Here is an 18,017-nt window from a genome sequence, read left to right as displayed (position 1 = left end):
GCAGCCGTCCGGAATCTCATCTGGCTGCCATCACGCGCTTCGCCTCACGGTCGGCGCCGTCGGGCACCACGCCCGACTTCATGCCGGCGAGCTTGGCGTTGATGTGCTCGGCGATGGTGATCGGCGGGTAATCGGGACGGCCCGGGATCGCGCACCCGGGCAGCGTCTCGATCACGGCGTCGTGGTTGCCGTCGAAGAAGAAGGCCGCCGACCTCCGCCGGATGATCCGGCCGTCGACGACGGGCGGGTCGACCCGGTGCACGGTCGAGCGCCAACGGTCGTTGGTCCAGCGCGCCATCGCGTCCCCGAGGTTGACCAGCAACGCTCCGTCGGCGGGCTGGACGTCGTGCCAGGTCCCGACGTGGTCGAGGACCTGGAGACCCGGCACCTGGTCTGCCCACAACACGGTGAGGATCCCGAAATCGGTGTGGGCACCCATCCCGGTGAGCTCGCCGGCGAGGTCGATGTCGCCTTCCGGGAGTGTGTAGTTGTTCATCTTCAACGCGTCGATCGAATGGTCGACCATGGCGTCGAAGTGGCCGGGATCGAGCCCAAGCGCATCGGTGCAGGCGGTCAACAGCACCCGCGACACCGACCGTGCGGCGTCGAACCACGCCTCGACGGCCGGACGGAATCCCGGCGCCGCGGCCGGCCAGGTGTTGGCGGGATAGCTCGTGGCCGGCAGTTCGACCCCGTCGAACCAGGCCTGTTCCGAGCCGACGGTGAACGCCTCGTAGAAGTCGTTCATCTGGTTGGCCGCCGCCACCCCGAGGCTCATGCTGAGCGATTCGCTCTTCGGCGGGCTGTAGCCGCGGTTCTCGCCCGGGCGGGTGTAGCGCTTCTTGGCCTCGAGCGGCAGGGCGAAGAACTCGTCGAGTGCGGCCGCGAGTCCGTCGATCGTCTCCCGCTCGATGCCGTGCCCGACGATCTGGACGAATCCGACCTCGCTGCAAGCGGTATCGAGTTCACGTGCCACTCGAGCGCGCTCGGCGGCGGCACCGCTCGGATCGACGTAGCTGGAGATGTCGACGATGGGGACAGTGAACATTGTTGCCTCTCTACGGAAGTGGACCCTTCGTGACGACGCTTGTACGTCGCGGGCTCCTCAGGGATCGGGCTTCAGCGACGACGGTTGACCATCGCGTTGAGGACGCTGAAGATGCCGAAGACGACGATGCCGAACAGCGACGCGAGCACGATCGCGGCGATGAGGTCGTCGGACTGTAGTCGTGCGCGATAGATGTCGAGCAGCGTGCCGATCCCCGGCTGGCCCTTGGCGAAGAACATGTCGCCGATGATGGCGCCGACCACCACGAGCCCCGAGGCAGTGCGGAAGCCGGTCATCATCGACGGCATCGCCGACGGGAACTCGAGTTTGATCAGCCGCTGGACGCCGGATGCGCGGGACAGCGTGAACAACTCGTGCGCGCCCTTGTCCACCGACACCAGCCCGAAATGTGTGTTGGCGATGATCGGGAAGATCGCGATGATCACACACACGATGGTGCGCGCGACCATGCCGTAGCCGAACCACAGACCGATGAGCGGCACGATGGCCAGGACCGGGATCACCTGCAGCACAACCGCCCACGGGTAGATCGCGCGTTCGAGGAAGGAGCCTCGGCTCATCACCACCCCGATCGACACGCCGACGAGCGCCGCGAACAGGAAGCCGACGAGGCTCACCTTCGCGGTCACCATCAGCGCCTCGAGCATCGGCTCCACGTGGGCGCGGTCGAGCAGCGAGTGGGTCAGTACCTCCTGCGGGGGCGGCAGCAGGAATTGCCTTGCGGGACTGAGGACCACATAGCTGACGAAATACCAGATCGCGATCGCGACGGCAAGGGAGATCAGCGGCGGCAGGCCATAGCGCAGGATCGACACCGGCACCGACGTGCGGCGCGCCGAGGCGGTGGCCGTCCGGCCCGATGGGGCCGGCGGGGCCGTGGCGTCAGTGGTCAATGGCGGGATCATCGCGGTGGTCATCGTTGGCCTCGCAGGGTCTCGGAGATCTCGGCGACGTACTCGGTGAACCGGGCGTCGAACCGGAGATCGGGGTCGCGTGGATAGGGGAAATCGATCCGGATGTCGGCGGTGATCCGACCGGGCCTGGCCGACATCACGATCACTCGATTGGCCAGGAATACCGCCTCCGACACCGAGTGGGTGATGAACATGGCGGTGAATCGCCGTTGGTCATAGAGCCGCTGCAACTCGGTCTGCATGTCGAGACGGGTCATCTCGTCGAGGGCGCCGAAGGGTTCGTCGAGCAGCATCACCTCGGGTTCGGAGGTCAGCGTCCGCGCCAACGAGCACCGCATCTTCATGCCGCCGGAGAGCATGCGTGGCAGCTGCGACTCGAACCCGGTCAGGCCAACCGCGTCGATGGCGGACTGCGCGCGAGACCGCCTCTGCGCCTTGGGCAATCGCGCGAGCTCGGCACACAGCTCGACGTTGGCGCGCACCGACCGCCACGGCAAGAGCGTCGGCTCCTGGAAGATGAACCCGACCGACTCGGTGGCGAGCGCGACCGTGCCCTCTGTCGGACGTTCGAGGCCTGCGGCCATCCGCAGCAGGGTGGACTTGCCGCAGCCCGACGGGCCGACCATCGCGGCGAAGTCACCCTCGGCGATGTCGAGGTCGATGCCGGCCAGCGCCATGGTCCCCGAGTCGAACTGTTTGGTCACACCAGACGCCGAGACGACAACGCCCTTCGTGAGGTGACGCGCATCCACGTCGTTCATCGTGTCGACGAGGCCCATGAACTCTCCCAGGTTTGAAGTACATGTAGATGGTCGATCGTTCGGTGCGACATATCTTTCTGTACATGCATTTCGTTTTCGTGTCGACGTGTAAACAGTGCATGACGAAAGTCGCCTCGAGCCGCGTGGTTGAGCATCACCAAGTTGCTTTTACCTGCATTTATCGACATACCTCCGTCTCGCTCACGGATCTCCGACGCACCTGAGGCCGGTTGGCGACGCAGACGCACAGCCTTTAGATTTACATGTAGATCGCGAATTGCCCGCGACATTCACCGGCTCAGCAGGAGTTCTCATGACAGCTCGCTCCCTCATCACCGCACGCCGATCGCGCGTGGCCGCCGTCGCAATGGCGGCCGTCTGCGCGGCGGCACTCGCCGGCTGTACCGACTCCGGCACCGACAGCACCGCCGCGGTCAGCCTCGAACCCGCCCCCGCCGCGCAAAGCCTCGCCAATGTGTGCCCGAAAGACGTTGTGGTGCAACTTCAGTGGCAGCCGCAGTCGGACATGGCCGGAGTGATCGGCCTCCTCGGGCCCGGCTACACGGTGGACACCGAGAAGAAGTCGGTGACCGGCCCGCTGGCGTTCGACGGCAAGGACACCGGCGTCGACATCACGCTGCGTGCCGGCGGCCCAGCGATCGGTTTCCAGTCGGTCGCCTCGGCGATGTACGCCGACGACTCGATCGACCTCGGGCTGGTGCACGGCGATCAGCTGATCTCTGCCGCCAAAGACCAGCGCGTCGTCGGCGTCACCCCGCTGCTGCAGTACAACCCGTCGATCATCATGTGGGACCCGGCATCGCACCCGGACCAGAAGACGATCGCCGACATCGGCAAGACGAACGCCAGCGTGGTGGTCTCCAAGGACCAGATCTTCCCGCAATGGCTGGTGGCCAAGGGCCTGCTGAAGGAGAGTCAGCTCGACACCAGCTATGACGGTGCACCGGCGCGATTCGTCGGCGACCCCACCATCACCCAGCAGGGCTTCGCCAACTCCGAGCCGTACACCTATGAGCACGAGACGCCGTCGTGGGACAAGCCGGTCGCCTACGAGATGGTCAAGGACGCCGGCTACGACGTCTACGCGTCGAACGTGTCGGTGCGGGCCGACAAGCTCGAGCAGATGTCGCCGTGCCTGCAGAAGCTGGTGCCGATGATCCAGCAGACCGGCAAGGACTACGTGAACTCCCCCGACGCGATCAACGCGACGATCGTCGACTGGGTGTCCAAGGACGTCGCCTTCACCCCGTACAGCGCAGGCGAGGCGGCCTACTCGGCGAAACTCCTGAAGGACGAGGCAGTCATCGCACCGGGCACCGACGGCGTGTACGGGAGCTACGACATGGCCAAGGCGCAGTCGACGGTCGACGATCTCGTCCCGATCCTGAACGCAGGCGGTGCGAACCTGCCCGCGAACCTCCCGGCCGACCAGATCTACACGACCCGGTTCGTCAGCGACCAGGTGCGCTGACGGCACGGTGACGACCGCCCGGTGGCCACCCGGCTCCGGGCGGTCGTGCCATCCGGTCAGGCGGGCGAAGGCGAAGTCCGCGCAGGCGAGTCGAGACGACCGTCGCGCATCTGCAGCATGAGGTCAACGCCGCGCCCCGGCGCCACCGACATGGAATCCACGTCGTGACTCACGAGCACGGCGGCGACATCCCGGTCCCGGACGAGGGTGCCGATCAACTCGATGACCGCCCGGCCCCGCTCGGTGTCCAGTGCCGAGGTCGGCTCGTCGACGAGCAGCAACGACGGCGTTCCCATCAGCGCCCGGGCGATGTTCACTCGCTGCCGCATCCCTCCGGACAGCTCGTGCGGCCGGCGGCCGGCCGCCGCGACCACACCGACGTCGTCGAGCAGCGCCATCGCCTCGTCCCGATGCCGCGCCGGCTTCTGTCCGCGCAGATCGACGGTCAGCAGCAGTTGGTCCAGGGCGGTCAGCGATGGCAGCAGATTGTCCTGCTGGAACACGAACCCGATGCGGTCTCGCCGTATCCGTGCCCGCTCTTCGTCGGAGAGGCCCGTCGTCGGTATGCCGTCGATCTCGACGGTCCCCGAGTCCGGGGTCAAAAGCGTGCCCGCGACGGACAGGAGACTCGATTTGCCGGATCCGGACGGTCCGGTCACCGCCACGAAACCTCCGTTCGGGACGTCGAGCCCGACGTCGTCGAGGGCCGTCAGCCGGCCGCGGCCGTCGGCAAAGGTGAGCGTGACGTCGGAAAGCAACAGACTCATGATGAGGCTCCTGGTCGGATCGGGTGGACGGATATTCGAGGTCGAGGTCGCGGTGTGGCGAGAACCGGATCACCGCGACATCGCGACGACGGGATCGACAACGGTGACCCGGCGTACCGCCAGAAGCGCGCCTGCGCTCCCGAGCACCGTCATCGCGACCACGGGCAAGGCGATGCCGTCTGCGGTCAGGGCCACCGGGACCACCGCCGATGCGGCCGCCGCCAGGCCGATCCCGAGAAGCGCACCGACCATCTCGCCGGCGAACAAGACGAGCACGGCCTGCCCGAAACCGTCCCGCAGCAGGTACCAGCGGTTGGCGCCCAGTGCACGCACCACGGCGAGATCGCGCAGGCGCTGCACCGTCCACACGGCGAAGAACGCACCGACGACCAGTGCGGAGATCGCCAGCAGCATCGCCTGGATCGCCAGCAGCGACCCGCGCTCCGAGCGGTAACCGGGAACGGTGTCCACGGCTTTCGACATCGACACGCTCACCGTTCCGGGGACATCGGCCGCGCCGCCGGACAGCACCACCGCAGTCGCGTCCTGGCCGTGCGACAGCTCGCGCCAGGTGGCCATCGGCGTGTACGCGACCGGTGTGTGGGCGTAGTCGCCTGCCGGGCCGATGGCGTCGACCCGCAGGCGGGTCGGGCCGACGGTGACCGCGTCACCGATCCCGACGCCCAACGCGTCTGCCTGCTCGGGGGTGAGCAGGATGCCGCCCGACCGCGGTGACCCGCCGACGTCGGGCGTCGGCATCAGACTGCTCGCGGCGCCGAAGACGGCCGCCGTCGAGGTGACCTCGCCATGCGTGATCCGGGTGGTCGTCACGCCGAGTTCGGATGCGTCACCGCCGTTCTCGTCGATGATGCGACGGACTGTCGAGTCGTCGAGCTCACTCTGCGACAGTGACGGACCCTCCGGCCCGGCGGTGTCCTGAAGCACCAGGGTCTGCCCCGGCAACCTGCTGATCGCCGAAATCGACTGGCTCTGCAAGCCATTGGTCAGCGCCGAGAGCGCCACCACCATGAACGTCATCATCGCGATGACGGCACAGATCAAGATGAATCGCCCCTTGGCGAATCTGATGTCGCGGATGCCGATGAACACCGCACTCCCTTCGTCGCTGCCGATATCTCCAGCCTCGGCGGCGTCGGGTTGCGATGCATCGACGCACCGATGGGTTTCGGGGGCTCGTTCGGCCGAGCCGGAAGTCCATCAAAAGTTGGAGGCGGTGCCGGGTGCCTGGTGGGGATACTTGTGGGTGTGACCCCGCCCCGTCGTCAGTTCGATCCCCCCGGCACCCCGCCGGGTGATGGAGCGGCGCCCGAGGCCGATCGGCACGTGCTGCTGGCCGGACACGTGTTGTTCGCCGTGCTGCTCGCGCTCGGAGCGGTGCGGGCCGCAATGGCGTCGTCCACCCCGGTGGTCCCGGTCCTGGCCGCGCTCGCGACCGCCGGCTGGTACGGCGTCGGCGCGGTGTGGGTCTCACGCAAACGCGGGCGGATCGCCCGACTGTGGTTGGCCGGGTTGATCCTGATCTGGCTGGGCCTCGTCGTACTGTCCGGTGAGTTCGTGTGGCTGGCGTTCCTGCTCGCGTTGCTGGTCTGGCATCTGTTTCCCGTCCGGGCGGCGATACCCATCGAGGTCACGATCGCTCTCGCGGCGGCGATCGGGTTCGCCGCACATCAGGGCCGGTGGGTGGCGGGAGCGATCTTCGGCCCGGTCATCGGGGTGGCCTGCGCCGCGGTGATGACCGAGATCTATCAGCGGCTGCGAGCCCAGTCCGACGAACGCCGGCGCCTCCTCGAGGAGCTCATGCGGACCCAAGAAGCCCTGGCGATCCGCGAACACGAGGCCGGTCGACTCGCCGAACGCGAGCGCCTCGCACGGGAGATCCATGACACCGTAGGACAGAGTCTGGCGAGTGTGATCATGTTGCTACGTGCGGCGCTGCGACCGTCCACCCCGACAGATCGCTCGGAACAGCTGCACACGGCGCTCGACACCGCGACCGGTGCGCTCGCCGAGACCAGACGGTTCGTCCTCGGGCTGAACCCGGCGGCGCTCGAGAGAGACGGTTTCACCCAGGCGCTCCGATCACTCGCCGACGACAGTTCCGCGTTCGGGTTGCGCACCGACTTCGAACAGCACGGGACGCCACGCATGCTGCCCACCGGGGCCCAGGTCGCGCTGCTCCGCGCGGCACAGGAAGCCTTGTCCAACGCCCGCCGGCACGCCGCGGCCGAATCGGCGACGATGACCCTGACCTATCAGGACGACGAGGTCAGCATCGACGTCGTCGACGACGGCGTCGGATTCGATCCGGCAGCCCACGAGGGCCTGCGCGCCGACGGGACCGGCTACGGCCTCACGGCCATGCGCAGCCGGCTGGCAGAGCGGGGCGGAGACGTGACAGTCGAGTCCGAGGCCGGCGCCGGAACCGCCGTCCGGGCGACGATCCCGGTGGTCCCCGAGGCCACTGTTGTGAAGACCGCTGTGGAGGAGACCGCTGGGAAGGAGGCCGGCACATGATCCGCCTGCTCCTCGTGGACGACCACCCGGTGGTGCGGGCCGGCCTTCGCGCCGTGCTGGCACCGGTCGACGGTATCGAGGTCACCGCGGAGGCCGGTACCGCTGCGGATGCGCTCGACGCGGTGCAGCGTGAGGACATCGACGTGGTGCTGATGGACTTGCGTCTCGGCAGCGGCGGTGACGGGGTGCACGCAACCGAATCCATTCGGGCGCTTCCGAATCCACCGCGGGTACTGATCCTCACCACATACGAGACCGACGGCGACATCCTGCGCGCGGTCCGGGCCGGCGCCACCGGCTACCTGTTGAAGGACGCCGACCCCGACGATCTCGTCCGCGCGATCGGATCGGCGGCCGCCGGAGAGACCGTTCTGGCGCCGCCGGTGGCGGCGCGGCTCCTCGGGAGGATGCAGTCGCCGGACACCGCCCTCACACAACGCGAACTCGAGATCGTGGGCCGGCTGTCGGACGGGGATTCCAACCGTGACATCGCACGCGCACTCACCATCTCCGAGGCCACCGTCAAGTCCCACCTGGTGCACATCTTCGACAAGCTCGGCGTGGACAGCCGGACGCGGGTGGTCGCCGAGGCCCGCCGACGCGGACTGCTCTGACGACGATCACCCCATCGGGTTCCGTCATTCGCGCGTACGGGCGGGATGTCCGTTTCGGCGGGTTACCGATAGGGTCGGGCGCGTGGAGATCCTGCTGATCGTCATCGTCGCACTGCTGCTGATCATCGCGGTCGTGGTCGTGTTCAACTTCCTGGGCAACCGCAAGTTGCGACAGGCCGAATCCGACGCGCTTCGGCAGCGGGCGTACCGACCCGGCGACCCGTTCTCGACCGCCGACGACGACGCGGTCCGCGGTGACCCTCGTCTGCTGAAGCCGAGCGACCTCGTCGACCTCCGTGGCGAGACCTTCGCGGTCCGCGGGACCCTCCGGTTGTCGCAGAGCGGCTACATCTGGACCGAGAACTTCCTGGACACCGGCACCGGCCGCAAAGCGTGGATCTCGGTCGAGGACGACCCCGACCTCGAGGTGGTGCTGTGGCACGAGCTGACGGGCGTGACGCTCACCCCCGGACCGGACAGTCTGGAGTTGGACGGCCGGCGCTACCACTCCGACGAATCCGGGTCGGCGGAGTTCACCTCGACCGGCACCACCGGTCTCGCCGCCCGCGGCTCGATGCGCTATCACGACTACGAGGCGGGCGACGAACGCCTGTCGTTCGAGGATTTCGGATCCGGGTGGGAGTGCGCCCGCGGCGAGGTGATCGAGCGCAGCGAGTACCGCATCTACCCGTCCGACCCCACTCCTGAATCGTGATCGGCCAGACGCGACTGCAGGTCCGCTATGCCGACACGAGCGCCCGCCGGCTCGCCTTCTCGCTGACCGCCGAACTCCAGGAGCCGTTGGCACGCTGCGATCGGCGCATCGGTGACAGCGCGGTGTCGCTGCGCCTGCTCGGCGCGAGCCATCAGGTGGTGGTCGACGACGGCATCGGCCGGCTGTGCGAGACGGTGGCCTGCCTGCCCGGCATGGACGCACCACTGCCGGAAGCCGTCGTCGAGGACGGTTATACGTTCACCTCACACATCGAGTCGTGCGACACCGACCGGATGCAGTCGATCGTCGCCGACCTCGACCACCGCATCGATCGCCAACTCGACGCCGGCGGCGCCGCGGTGATGGGCCACTTTCCCGGGCTGCCGCTCGCGATCACCGCGGTGATCGCGACGGCACACGCCGACGCCCTCACCTGGCAGACCTGGCACACCTATCCGCAATGCTCCGAGCTCGTGGTGACCTCGAGTGAGCTGCGCCGGACTCCGGAGACCGGCGGATGACCCAGCCGCCACGTCCTCCATCACCGCCGCCCCCGCCGCCGGACGGATTCGGTCCCGACCCCGGGTCCGGCCGCGACGACGACCCTCGCGGCGGCCTGCGCCGAACCCGGAACCTCGCCGTTGCCGCGATCGTGTTGATCGCCGTCCTCGCCATCGTCGGAACCTGCTCGGTGAAGGCGTTCCGAGGCCTCGCGGGCGACGATGCCAACGCGCGCAACTACATCACGTCGCACTTCCAGCGCGACACCAGCCTCGATGAAGGCGACGTCGACGCCTACGTGGCCGACGGGACGCCCGATACCGTGGCCGCGGAGTTGAGCGATGTGGAGCGCCCCAACGATCAGCGCAGCGGCGACACGGCGAATCCGTCCAACGTCGCGGGCAGCCAGTTCCTGCAGTACCCGGACTATCTGATCGGGCTGTTCCCCTTGGCCGCCAACACGACCCGCGTGATGCTCAGCCGCGACTACCGATCGGGATACAACCACTACCTCCCGTTCATCGGCGCCTTCTGGGTGCCGACACCGAATTTCGGCGGCTCCGGCAGCGGTTACCGAGGCGGCGGATCCGGCGGTGGTGGCAAATGACCGGCACCACCATCTCACCGAGCCGACCGAGCCGACCGATCGGTCCCCATCTGCCCACCCGACCGTCCAGCATCACCTGAACCGGAGGACACCGTGCTCACCAGACTCATCGAGAATGCCTACGCGGCAGCGGCCTACGGCGCGACCGGCATGGTCCTCATGCTGCTGGCATTCGCCGTCGTCGACGTGCTGACCCCCGGCAACCTCCGTCACCAGCTGTGGGCGGATCGCAACCGCAACGCGGGCATCCTGGTCGGCTCCAATCTGGCGGCGGTCGCCATCATCGTCACCGCCGCGATCGTCGCGAGCCAGGGCCGCCTGCTGGAGGGCCTCACCTACACCGTGGTCTACACGATCATCGGCATCGTGATCATGACGGCGACCTTCCTGATCATCGACCTGTTCACCCCGGGCAAGCTCGGTGAACTCGTCGTCCATCCCGAAAGCCACCCGGCGGTCTGGGTCCACGGTGTCACCCATGTCGGCATCGCGCTGATCGTGGCCGCCGCGATCCTCTGACCTCGCGGCACCCGCAGAATCATGACCACCACCGAGGAATCCGCGACGGGCGCATCCGCCGACGACGAGACGGCGCAGCCTGCCGATCGGGCGCAGCCTGCCGGGAGAGCACGCGCCCGATGGTCCCGCACCGCGCTCCTCGCGGTCGTGTTCGTCTGCGCCGCATGCGGTCTGGTCTACGAACTCGCGCTGGTGTCACTCGGCTCGTTCCTGATCGGCAACACCGCCACCCAGGCCTCCATCGTGCTCGCGGTGATGGTCTTCGCAATGGGCATCGGGTCGCTGGCCGCCAAACCGCTGCAATCGCATGCCGTCACCACGTTCGCGGCCATCGAGCTGGCGCTCGCCCTGATCGGCGGACTGTCGGTGATGGCGCTCTACGCGGCGTTCTCCTACCTATCGCTGTACACGCCCGCTCTGGTGGCGATGGCGTTCGTGCTCGGCCTGCTGATCGGTGCCGAGATCCCGCTGCTGATGGTGTTGCTGCAGCGAATCCGACGCCAGGACGCGGGGTCAGCGGTCGCGGACATGTTCGCGGTGGACTACATCGGCGCGCTCGTCGGCGGCCTCTGTTTCCCGTTTCTGCTGCTCCCCTTGTTCGGGCAATTGCGAGGCGCCCTCGTCGTCGGACTGGTCAATGCCGCGGCCGGATGTTTCCTGGTGTTCGTGGTGTTCCGGCACGATCTGGGCCGCACCCGGGGGCTGGTGCTCGGCGTCGTGGGCGTCGGCGTCGTGGCCACGTTGATCGCGGGACTGGTGTGGGCCGACCGATTCGAGGTGACCGCCCGCCAGGCCCTCTTCCGCGACCCGATCGTCGCAGCCGAACGCACTCCGTATCAGGACATCGTGATCACCCAGCGCCGCACCCCGGTCGGGCCCGACACGCGTCTCTATCTCAACGGGGATCTGCAGTTCTCGTCGATCGACGAATACCGATATCACGAGTCGTTGGTGCATCCGGCCCTGTCCGGTCCGCATCGCAACGTGCTGATCCTCGGCGGCGGCGACGGCCTCGCACTACGCGAGGTGCTGACCTACCCCGACGTCGAGTCGGCGACGCTGGTCGAGCTCGACCCGGAGATGATCCGGCTGGCCCGTTCCGACCACCGACTGCGCGATCTGAACCGTGGATCGATGGACGATCCGCGCAGCACCGTCGTCAGCGCGGATGCGTTCTCGTGGTTGCGGGACAACCGGGACCGCTTCGACGTCATCGTCGTCGACATGCCGGATCCGGATGAGTCCGCCACCGCCAAGCTGTATTCCACCGAATTCTATTCACTCGTCCGGGCGCATCTGGCCGACGGCGGCCGTGCCGTTGTGCAGGCGGGTTCGCCCTACTTCGCACCGCAGTCGTTCTGGTGTATCGATGCGACGCTCCGCGCAGCCGGTTTGGCCACCACGCCCTACCACGTCGACGTGCCGTCGTTCGGGGACTGGGGCTACCTGTTGGCCGGGACGTCGAAACCCGCTCTGCGGGTGGACCCCCCGAAACCACTGCGATTCCTCAGTCAGGCCGAGCTGGCCTCGGCGGCGGTCTTCCCCGCCGACCGCCCCCCGGTCGACGTTCCGCCCTCCACCCTGATGGACCCGCGCATCCTGCGATACGCGCAGGGCGAGTGGTCGGTGTACTGAGCTCGGCCTCCCGGTTTGCCGGTCCAGGTGAACACCGGGCCGGGGAGGTGGGATCGTGGAGACCATGTCCGGACAGCTGGCGATCGCTCTCGCGGTGGTGGCCGTGCTCGTCGTCATCGCGGCGGTGGTGCTCATCCGCACCCGTCGTGTGGTCACCACCCCGACCGAGCGTGCCGTCCACTTCGCACTCCAGACCGCGTCGCAGGCGGCGCGATCGCTACGCACGGGACTCTCGGCCTCCTCGGCACGCGATGCCCTTCCGCACCTGCGAGCGCTCACCGCGGCCGATGCATTGGCCCTCTACGATCCCATCGGCGAGTTGCTGGCCCACGAGCCCGAGAGCGATCCGCTGTGGGATGACGCCCTGACCGCTGCCGCCGCAGGGGCGGCGCGGACGGCGGAGCCGGATCAGCGACGAGTACTGGTGAACGATCCGTGCGGACCGGAATCGCCGGTCCGCGCACTCGTCGCCGAACCGCTGATCGCCGACGGCCGCAGCGTCGGGGTGCTCGTGGTGGTCGCCACCCAGCGGCCCGGACCCGGCATGCTCGGCGCGGTCGGTGAGGTGGCGCGGTACGTATCGAGCCAGATCGAATTGGCCGACCTCGAGGCGTCGAGGGCACGCCTCGATCGCGCGGAGGTCCTCGCGCTGCGCGCACAGATCAGTCCGCATTTCATCTACAACGCCCTCAACACCATCGCGTCGTTCGTGCGGACCGACCCCGACCGGGCGCGTGAACTCATCCTCGACTTCGCGGATTTCACCCGGTACTCCTTTCGAGCCGCAGGCGAATACACCGTGCTGGCGGACGAGTTGCGCAACATCGACCGGTATCTGACGCTCGAACGCGCCCGGTTCGGACCGGCCCTGAACGTGAAGCTCCAGGTGGCGCCGGAGGTGCTGAATGTCGTCGTGCCGTTCCTCGCGTTGCAGCCGCTCGTGGAGAACGCCGTTCGGCACGGGCTGGCGGGGAAGGGTGGGGGCACCATCACGATCATCGCCCGCGACGAAGGCGCCGACTGCGTGATCACCGTGGAGGACGACGGCGCCGGCATGGACCCCGAACTCCTGCGGTCCGGGGACATCGATGCCCTGACCCCCGCCGAGAACGCCGCCCGCAGTGAATCCGACGGCGCCCACGTGGGGCTCACGAATGTCGATCATCGGCTGCGGGCCGCGTTCGGCAACGATTACGGTCTAGTGGTCGACACCGGGATCGATGCGGGCACCCGAGTCGGCATGCGGGTCCCCAAGTTCCGCGCCGGTATCCGTGCCTAGCGCGTCCGTGAAGGGAGGTGCTCGAATGTCGTTGGTGGTCCTTGCCGTCGACGATGAGCCTCCAGCGCTCGACGAACTGATCTACCTGCTCGAGCGCCGGCCCGAGGTCGACGAGGTGCTCAGTGCAGGCGACGCCACCCACGCGCTGCGCCAGCTCAACGAGCATCGTGTCGACGCGATCTTCCTCGACATCAACATGCCCGGGCTCTCCGGGCTCGAGCTCGCCGGTGTGCTGACCAAGTACGCCGACCCGCCGGCCGTCGTGTTCGTGACCGCCCACGACGACAAGGCGGTCGACGCCTTCGAGGTCGGTGCCGTCGACTATCTCCTCAAGCCGTTGCGCGACGAACGGCTCACGCAAGCGATCTCCCGCGTGCTGGCGGTCCGCGAGACCTCCGGCCACGCCGAACCGGTTCCGCCGGGGGTGACCGGCACCGACGAGGTGATCCCGGTGGAGCTGTCGGGCGTCACATCACTGGTCCGCCGCGACAGCATCTCGTGGGTGGAGGCGGTGGGCGACTATGCTCGGCTGCATTCGGAGTCGGGCGCTCATCTCGTTCGAATCCCGTTGTCCACCCTGGCATCCCGCTGGCAGGATCACGGGTTCCAGCGCGTCCACCGATCCTATCTGGTGGCGTTGCCGATGGTGACCGGTCTACGCACGAGCGGTTCCACGACAGTCGTGTGCGTTCGGGCTCACGGGGCCTCGGCCGCGGTCGAACTGCCGGTGAGTCGCCGTCAGCTCCGGGAGCTCAAGGATCTGCTGATCCGCGATCCGATGCGCGAGCTCAAGTCGAGTTCGGACGACCCGGCACAGCGATGACCGGTCAGCAGCCGCAGCGGGAACGGGTGGTCTTGTCGCGCCGGCGCGGCGCGCGGATGGTCCGCACGCGCGTCGAGGTCCAGGAGCAGACCGAGGTCGGCGACGCCCTGGTGCGGGGGCTGATGCGAGCGCAGTTGGGGCTCGCCCTGCGCCTGGCGGTGAGTGTGGTCGCCATCATCGTCGCGATCCCGGTGGTGGGCACCATCTTTCCGTGGCTCACCACTGTCAGCGTGCTCGGGATCCGCCTCAACTGGCTGATCCTGGCGCTGGTGCTCTATCCCCTGCTGTACGTCACCGGGCGGATCTACGTGCGGTTCGCCGAACAGGCCGAACGCGACTTCGTCGGGCTCGTCGACGACGAACGCGACCAGCCGTGAGCACCGACGTCGACGCGCTCACCGCGGTGGCACTGGGGCTCGCGGCCGTCGCGACCGTCGCCGTCGGCGCGTACGGCGGCCGACTCTCGCGGACCACCTCTGACTTCCTCGTCGCCTCGCGCAGCATCGGGTCCCGCTGGAATGCCGCAGCGATCTCCGGCGAATATCTCTCGGCCGCATCTTTTCTGGGTGTCGCCGGCTTGGTGGCCAAGTACGGCGCCGACGCGCTGTGGTACCCGGTCGGATTCACCGCCGGGTATCTGGGGTTGCTGTTGTTCGTAGCGGCCCCACTCCGTCGGTCCGGCGCGTACACGGTGCCCGACTTCGCCGAGTTCCGGCTGAGCTCCCCGACCGCCCGGCTCGCCTCGATGATGGTCGTGGTGGTGGTGTGTGTGCTGTACCTGATCCCCCAGCTGCAGGGTGCGGGACTCACCCTGAACATCCTGCTGGGTGCGCCCGTGTGGATCGGTGTGGTGGCGGTTGGCACGATCGTGATCGTCAACGTCGTCGGGGGTGGCATGCGGTCGATCACCTTCGTCCAGGCATTTCAGTACTGGCTCAAGCTCACCGCGATCGCGGTGCCCGCGCTGGCGTTGCTCGCTGTGTTCTTCTCCGACCGTGCAGAACTCGGTGCGCCTGCACCACCACGCGTGGCGCAGGCCACCACGGTCGACATCACCACCGCCGTCACGGTCACGGTCACCGAGACATCAGGCCTGACCGTGACGGGAACACTCGACGGTGAGCATGTCGAGGCCGCGCCGATCACCGCCACCGGGCCACACGATCTGGCCGCCGGTACCGTGATCCACCTCGATGCGGGCGCGGCCACCCCGGTGGTCGAGGGCGCCCCGACCACCGGGGCCGACTGGATCGCCTCGGGTGGCGGACTCGGCGGGCGCCAACCACTGTTCGAGGTGCTGTCGCTCATCGTCGCGACGTTCCTCGGCACCATGGGACTCCCACATGTGCTGGTGCGCTTCTACACCAATCCCGACGGCCGGTCGGCACGCCGGACCGCGCTCGCGGTGATCGCGTTGCTGGCGCTGTTCTATCTGTTCCCCACGCTGCTCGGAGTCTTCGCCCGGCTGTATGTGCCGCAACTGCTGATCACCGGCACCGCCGACGCCGCGGTCCTGCTGTTGCCCAGCGCAGCGGTCGGCGGGGTGGCCGGACAGTTCCTCGCGGCTCTGGTTGCCGCGGGCGCCATCGCCGCCTTTCTCGCGACGTCGTCGGGCCTGCTGGTCAGCGTCGCCGGAGCGCTCGCCACCGACGTACTGCGCGGGCGCGTCCGCGACTTCCGGCTGGCGGCGGTGATCGGTGGACTGATCCCGATCGGGCTGTCGCTCGCCGCCACCTCCCTCGAACTGTCGCGGACCGTTGGCCTGGTATTCGCGGTCGCTGCGTCCACATTGTGTCCCCTTCTGGTGCTGGGCATCTGGTGGCGGGGCCTCACCGCTCCCGGCGCCGTCGCCGGCCTGGTGGTCGGCGGGTTCTCGTCGGGGGCGGCGACGAGCCTGGCGATCGCGGGTGTGGTCGACAACGAGGTACTCGGCGGCTGGCCGGCCATGATCATCGGATACCCGGCCGCGGTGACCGTACCCCTCGCATTCGCCACCATGATCGTGGTCAGTCTCGCCACCCGAGCGCACCTGCCCGTCGACCTCGCCCGGACCTTCGCGCGGATGCATGTGCCGGAACGCCTCGGCATGGGCATCGAACGGCTGCCGAAGGAGTAGTCGTCCGGCGTGGTCGGCCACGTCTGTGCGCGTGGGTCAGCGGGGGTGGGTGGTGATCTCCTGTCCCGTGGTGGCGTCACGCCACGTGATGGTGCGGTCGGTGTTCATGGTGGGTCGCCATCGGCCGAGGTGTTTGCGGTGATGGTCGGGCCGGCACAAAGGAGCCAGGTTGAACGCCACCGTCCACCCGCCGGCGTGCGGGTCGGCATGATCGAACTTCACGATGTGGTCGAGTTCGCAATCGTGAGACGGCATGCCGCAGAACGGGTATCGACAGATGAGGTCCGACAACAGGACCTCGTGACGCAACCGTTCCGACGGTGTGTGGGTCAACGCGCCGGTCGGTGGATGCTCGAACCCGCCGTGCCCGGTCGGGTCCACCGGCGGTGCCGGTCCACGTTCGCCGACGACGACGAGTCCGGAGCGCCTGCGGATCAGGTGCGAAGGCAGCGTGATCAGCGAGGCTCGCGGAGACAAGGTGGCCGCCAAGGACGGATCGATGGCCCCGAAGCCACGTAGTCGGGGCACCTCGACACCGGTCGGATCGACGACGAGCGTCCACGGCGGCGGTTCTGCGGGTGCGCGTGAACTCCCGTGACGATCGTCCGCGACGTCGGTCGGGACATGCATCGCCGAAGCCTGCTCGTCCGTCGTGGCATCAGGCGCGCGCATCGGGCATTCGTCCAGACCACATGCACACGTCAGCTTCTTGCCAGGCACCCCGAGCAGCTCCGCCAATGCGAGCACGCGGCGGCGGCCGATCGTGCGAGGATCGCGGCGACACACCCGCTCGGCGATCAACGCACCGATCCGCTCACGCAGGAACACCGCGTCCTCGGCCGGCACACATGCGTCGATGTTGGCGTGACCGGATGAGTCGTCGGTGATGGTGACGTTCTGCCACGCGTCGGCAAATCCGTCACGCGCCTCGGCGGCACCCTCCGGATCCAGACTGATGACCGCCTCTTCGAGTTCGTCACGCAGCACCTTGTCGGTGGACGGGCGCGATGCAAAGTCCAGTGCGATGTCCTCGAAATCGGGTTCTGCGGTGGTGGCGTCCTCGGCCGGATCACTCTCGACCGGGTCGTCAGACGTGACGTCGGCGTCTGCCGGGTCGGCATCCTCGGCACCGACAGTGGGCTCCGATTCCGGCGCATTGTCGCCGATCGGCACCTCGGGCGCCGACCGTGCCGCATAGACCATCACCGACATCCGATGCGTACTGAAATCACCCGCCAGATATGCCATCCGGATCTTCGGCAGACACCGCAACGCCTCGCCGAGATTGAACCAGGTGCCCGCCTTCTTCCGGGAGATGCCCAACTGCAGCGATATCTCGCCGATAGCCGCCTTGTCGGCGGGGTTGCGCACCATCATCTGTCGTTCGGGATCCAGCGACGCCAACATCTCGTCGTACACCGACTGCCCAAGCCGATGGGCCGCGAGCAGCGAACGGGCCTCGGCCTGCCGACTCAACCGCAATGCATCACGCGCCGTACCCGCCAGCTCGGACGACGGGGCGCAGGACAGCGCCGCATCGTCGGCGACAGGATCGGTGAACACGAACACGAGCAGGCCTCACTGGACGAAATCGACAGGACACCAACAACATCTGCCCGTCATCGAATACGCAAAGCCCTCGTGGAGATCAACTGGACACAGACTATCGC

General features: G+C 67.9%; 18 protein-coding genes. 12 read left to right on the top strand and 6 right to left on the bottom strand.

Annotation, left to right across the window (positions count from 1 at the left end; translation table 11 throughout):
- Positions 1-16: 16 nt before the first annotated feature.
- The 3 genes from OVA31_RS14040 to OVA31_RS14030 form a co-directional block, all read right to left on the bottom strand.
- The gene (locus OVA31_RS14040) at positions 17-1,048 is read right to left on the bottom strand and encodes an isopenicillin N synthase family dioxygenase (protein ID WP_267627251.1); all 1,032 of its coding nucleotides are present in this window, start codon (positions 1,046-1,048) and stop codon (positions 17-19) included.
- Between the two features lie 71 nt (positions 1,049-1,119).
- Complete coding sequence (locus OVA31_RS14035) at positions 1,120-1,986, bottom strand: ABC transporter permease (RefSeq protein ID WP_267627250.1); 867 nt, start codon at positions 1,984-1,986, stop codon at positions 1,120-1,122.
- Positions 1,983-2,762: an ABC transporter ATP-binding protein gene (locus OVA31_RS14030; RefSeq protein ID WP_267627249.1), complete on the bottom strand. Its 780-nt coding sequence runs from the start codon at positions 2,760-2,762 to the stop codon at positions 1,983-1,985. The genes OVA31_RS14035 and OVA31_RS14030 overlap by 4 nt, the downstream gene beginning before the upstream one ends.
- A gap of 295 nt (positions 2,763-3,057) precedes the next feature.
- On the opposite strand from OVA31_RS14030, the gene OVA31_RS14025 reads away from it, so the two are divergent.
- Entirely contained in the window at positions 3,058-4,236 is a 1,179-nt protein-coding gene (locus tag OVA31_RS14025; protein ID WP_267627248.1) for a nitrate ABC transporter substrate-binding protein, read from the top strand.
- 56 nt (positions 4,237-4,292) lie between these two features.
- Here the strand turns inward: OVA31_RS14025 and OVA31_RS14020 are convergent, their stop codons facing one another.
- Together OVA31_RS14020 and OVA31_RS14015 are read right to left on the bottom strand one after the other, a co-directional pair.
- Complete coding sequence (locus OVA31_RS14020; protein WP_267627247.1) at positions 4,293-5,003, bottom strand: ATP-binding cassette domain-containing protein; 711 nt, start codon at positions 5,001-5,003, stop codon at positions 4,293-4,295.
- A gap of 69 nt (positions 5,004-5,072) precedes the next feature.
- A complete protein-coding gene (locus OVA31_RS14015) occupies positions 5,073-6,113 on the bottom strand; it encodes an ABC transporter permease (protein ID WP_267627246.1) in 1,041 nt (346 codons plus the stop codon).
- Between the two features lie 156 nt (positions 6,114-6,269).
- Here OVA31_RS14015 and OVA31_RS14010 point away from each other — a divergent pair, with 156 nt between their 5' ends.
- From OVA31_RS14010 to OVA31_RS13960, 11 genes are all read left to right on the top strand, one after another.
- Positions 6,270-7,538, top strand: a complete 1,269-nt coding sequence (locus OVA31_RS14010) for a sensor histidine kinase (protein WP_267627245.1) — start codon at positions 6,270-6,272, stop codon at positions 7,536-7,538.
- Entirely contained in the window at positions 7,535-8,152 is a 618-nt protein-coding gene (locus tag OVA31_RS14005; protein WP_267627244.1) for a response regulator, read from the top strand. Before OVA31_RS14010 ends, OVA31_RS14005 begins: the two co-directional genes overlap by 4 nt.
- An 82-nt stretch (positions 8,153-8,234) precedes the next feature.
- A complete protein-coding gene (locus OVA31_RS14000; protein ID WP_267627243.1) occupies positions 8,235-8,867 on the top strand; it encodes a DUF4178 domain-containing protein in 633 nt (210 codons plus the stop codon).
- Positions 8,864-9,388, top strand: coding sequence for a DUF2617 family protein (locus OVA31_RS13995; RefSeq protein WP_267627242.1), 525 nt, complete (start codon positions 8,864-8,866; stop codon positions 9,386-9,388). The genes OVA31_RS14000 and OVA31_RS13995 overlap by 4 nt, the downstream gene beginning before the upstream one ends.
- Positions 9,385-9,975, top strand: coding sequence for a DUF4247 domain-containing protein (locus OVA31_RS13990; RefSeq protein WP_267627241.1), 591 nt, complete (start codon positions 9,385-9,387; stop codon positions 9,973-9,975). Before OVA31_RS13995 ends, OVA31_RS13990 begins: the two co-directional genes overlap by 4 nt.
- 93 nt (positions 9,976-10,068) lie before the next feature.
- Entirely contained in the window at positions 10,069-10,494 is a 426-nt protein-coding gene (locus OVA31_RS13985) for a DUF350 domain-containing protein (RefSeq protein ID WP_267627240.1), read from the top strand.
- Between the two features lie 21 nt (positions 10,495-10,515).
- On the top strand, positions 10,516-12,129 hold the full coding sequence (locus OVA31_RS13980) for a polyamine aminopropyltransferase (protein WP_267627239.1): 1,614 nt from the start codon (positions 10,516-10,518) through the stop codon (positions 12,127-12,129).
- Between the two features lie 64 nt (positions 12,130-12,193).
- Positions 12,194-13,408, top strand: a complete 1,215-nt coding sequence (locus tag OVA31_RS13975; RefSeq protein ID WP_267631530.1) for a sensor histidine kinase — start codon at positions 12,194-12,196, stop codon at positions 13,406-13,408.
- Positions 13,409-13,433: 25 nt separating this feature from the next.
- Complete coding sequence (locus OVA31_RS13970; RefSeq protein WP_267627238.1) at positions 13,434-14,231, top strand: LytR/AlgR family response regulator transcription factor; 798 nt, start codon at positions 13,434-13,436, stop codon at positions 14,229-14,231.
- Positions 14,228-14,608 (top strand): hypothetical protein, encoded by a 381-nt coding sequence (locus OVA31_RS13965; protein ID WP_267627237.1) that lies wholly within the window; start codon positions 14,228-14,230, stop codon positions 14,606-14,608. The genes OVA31_RS13970 and OVA31_RS13965 overlap by 4 nt, the downstream gene beginning before the upstream one ends.
- Positions 14,605-16,347: a cation acetate symporter gene (locus OVA31_RS13960; RefSeq protein ID WP_267627236.1), complete on the top strand. Its 1,743-nt coding sequence runs from the start codon at positions 14,605-14,607 to the stop codon at positions 16,345-16,347. Before OVA31_RS13965 ends, OVA31_RS13960 begins: the two co-directional genes overlap by 4 nt.
- 36 nt (positions 16,348-16,383) lie before the next feature.
- Here the strand turns inward: OVA31_RS13960 and OVA31_RS13955 are convergent, their stop codons facing one another.
- A complete protein-coding gene (locus OVA31_RS13955) occupies positions 16,384-17,910 on the bottom strand; it encodes an HNH endonuclease signature motif containing protein (RefSeq protein ID WP_267627235.1) in 1,527 nt (508 codons plus the stop codon).
- Between the last annotated feature and the right edge of the window lie 107 nt (positions 17,911-18,017).

Source organism: Gordonia sp. SL306 (assembly GCF_026625785.1).
Taxonomy (GTDB): Bacteria; Actinomycetota; Actinomycetes; order Mycobacteriales; family Mycobacteriaceae; genus Gordonia.
This window is presented reverse-complemented; position numbering and strand designations above follow the sequence as displayed.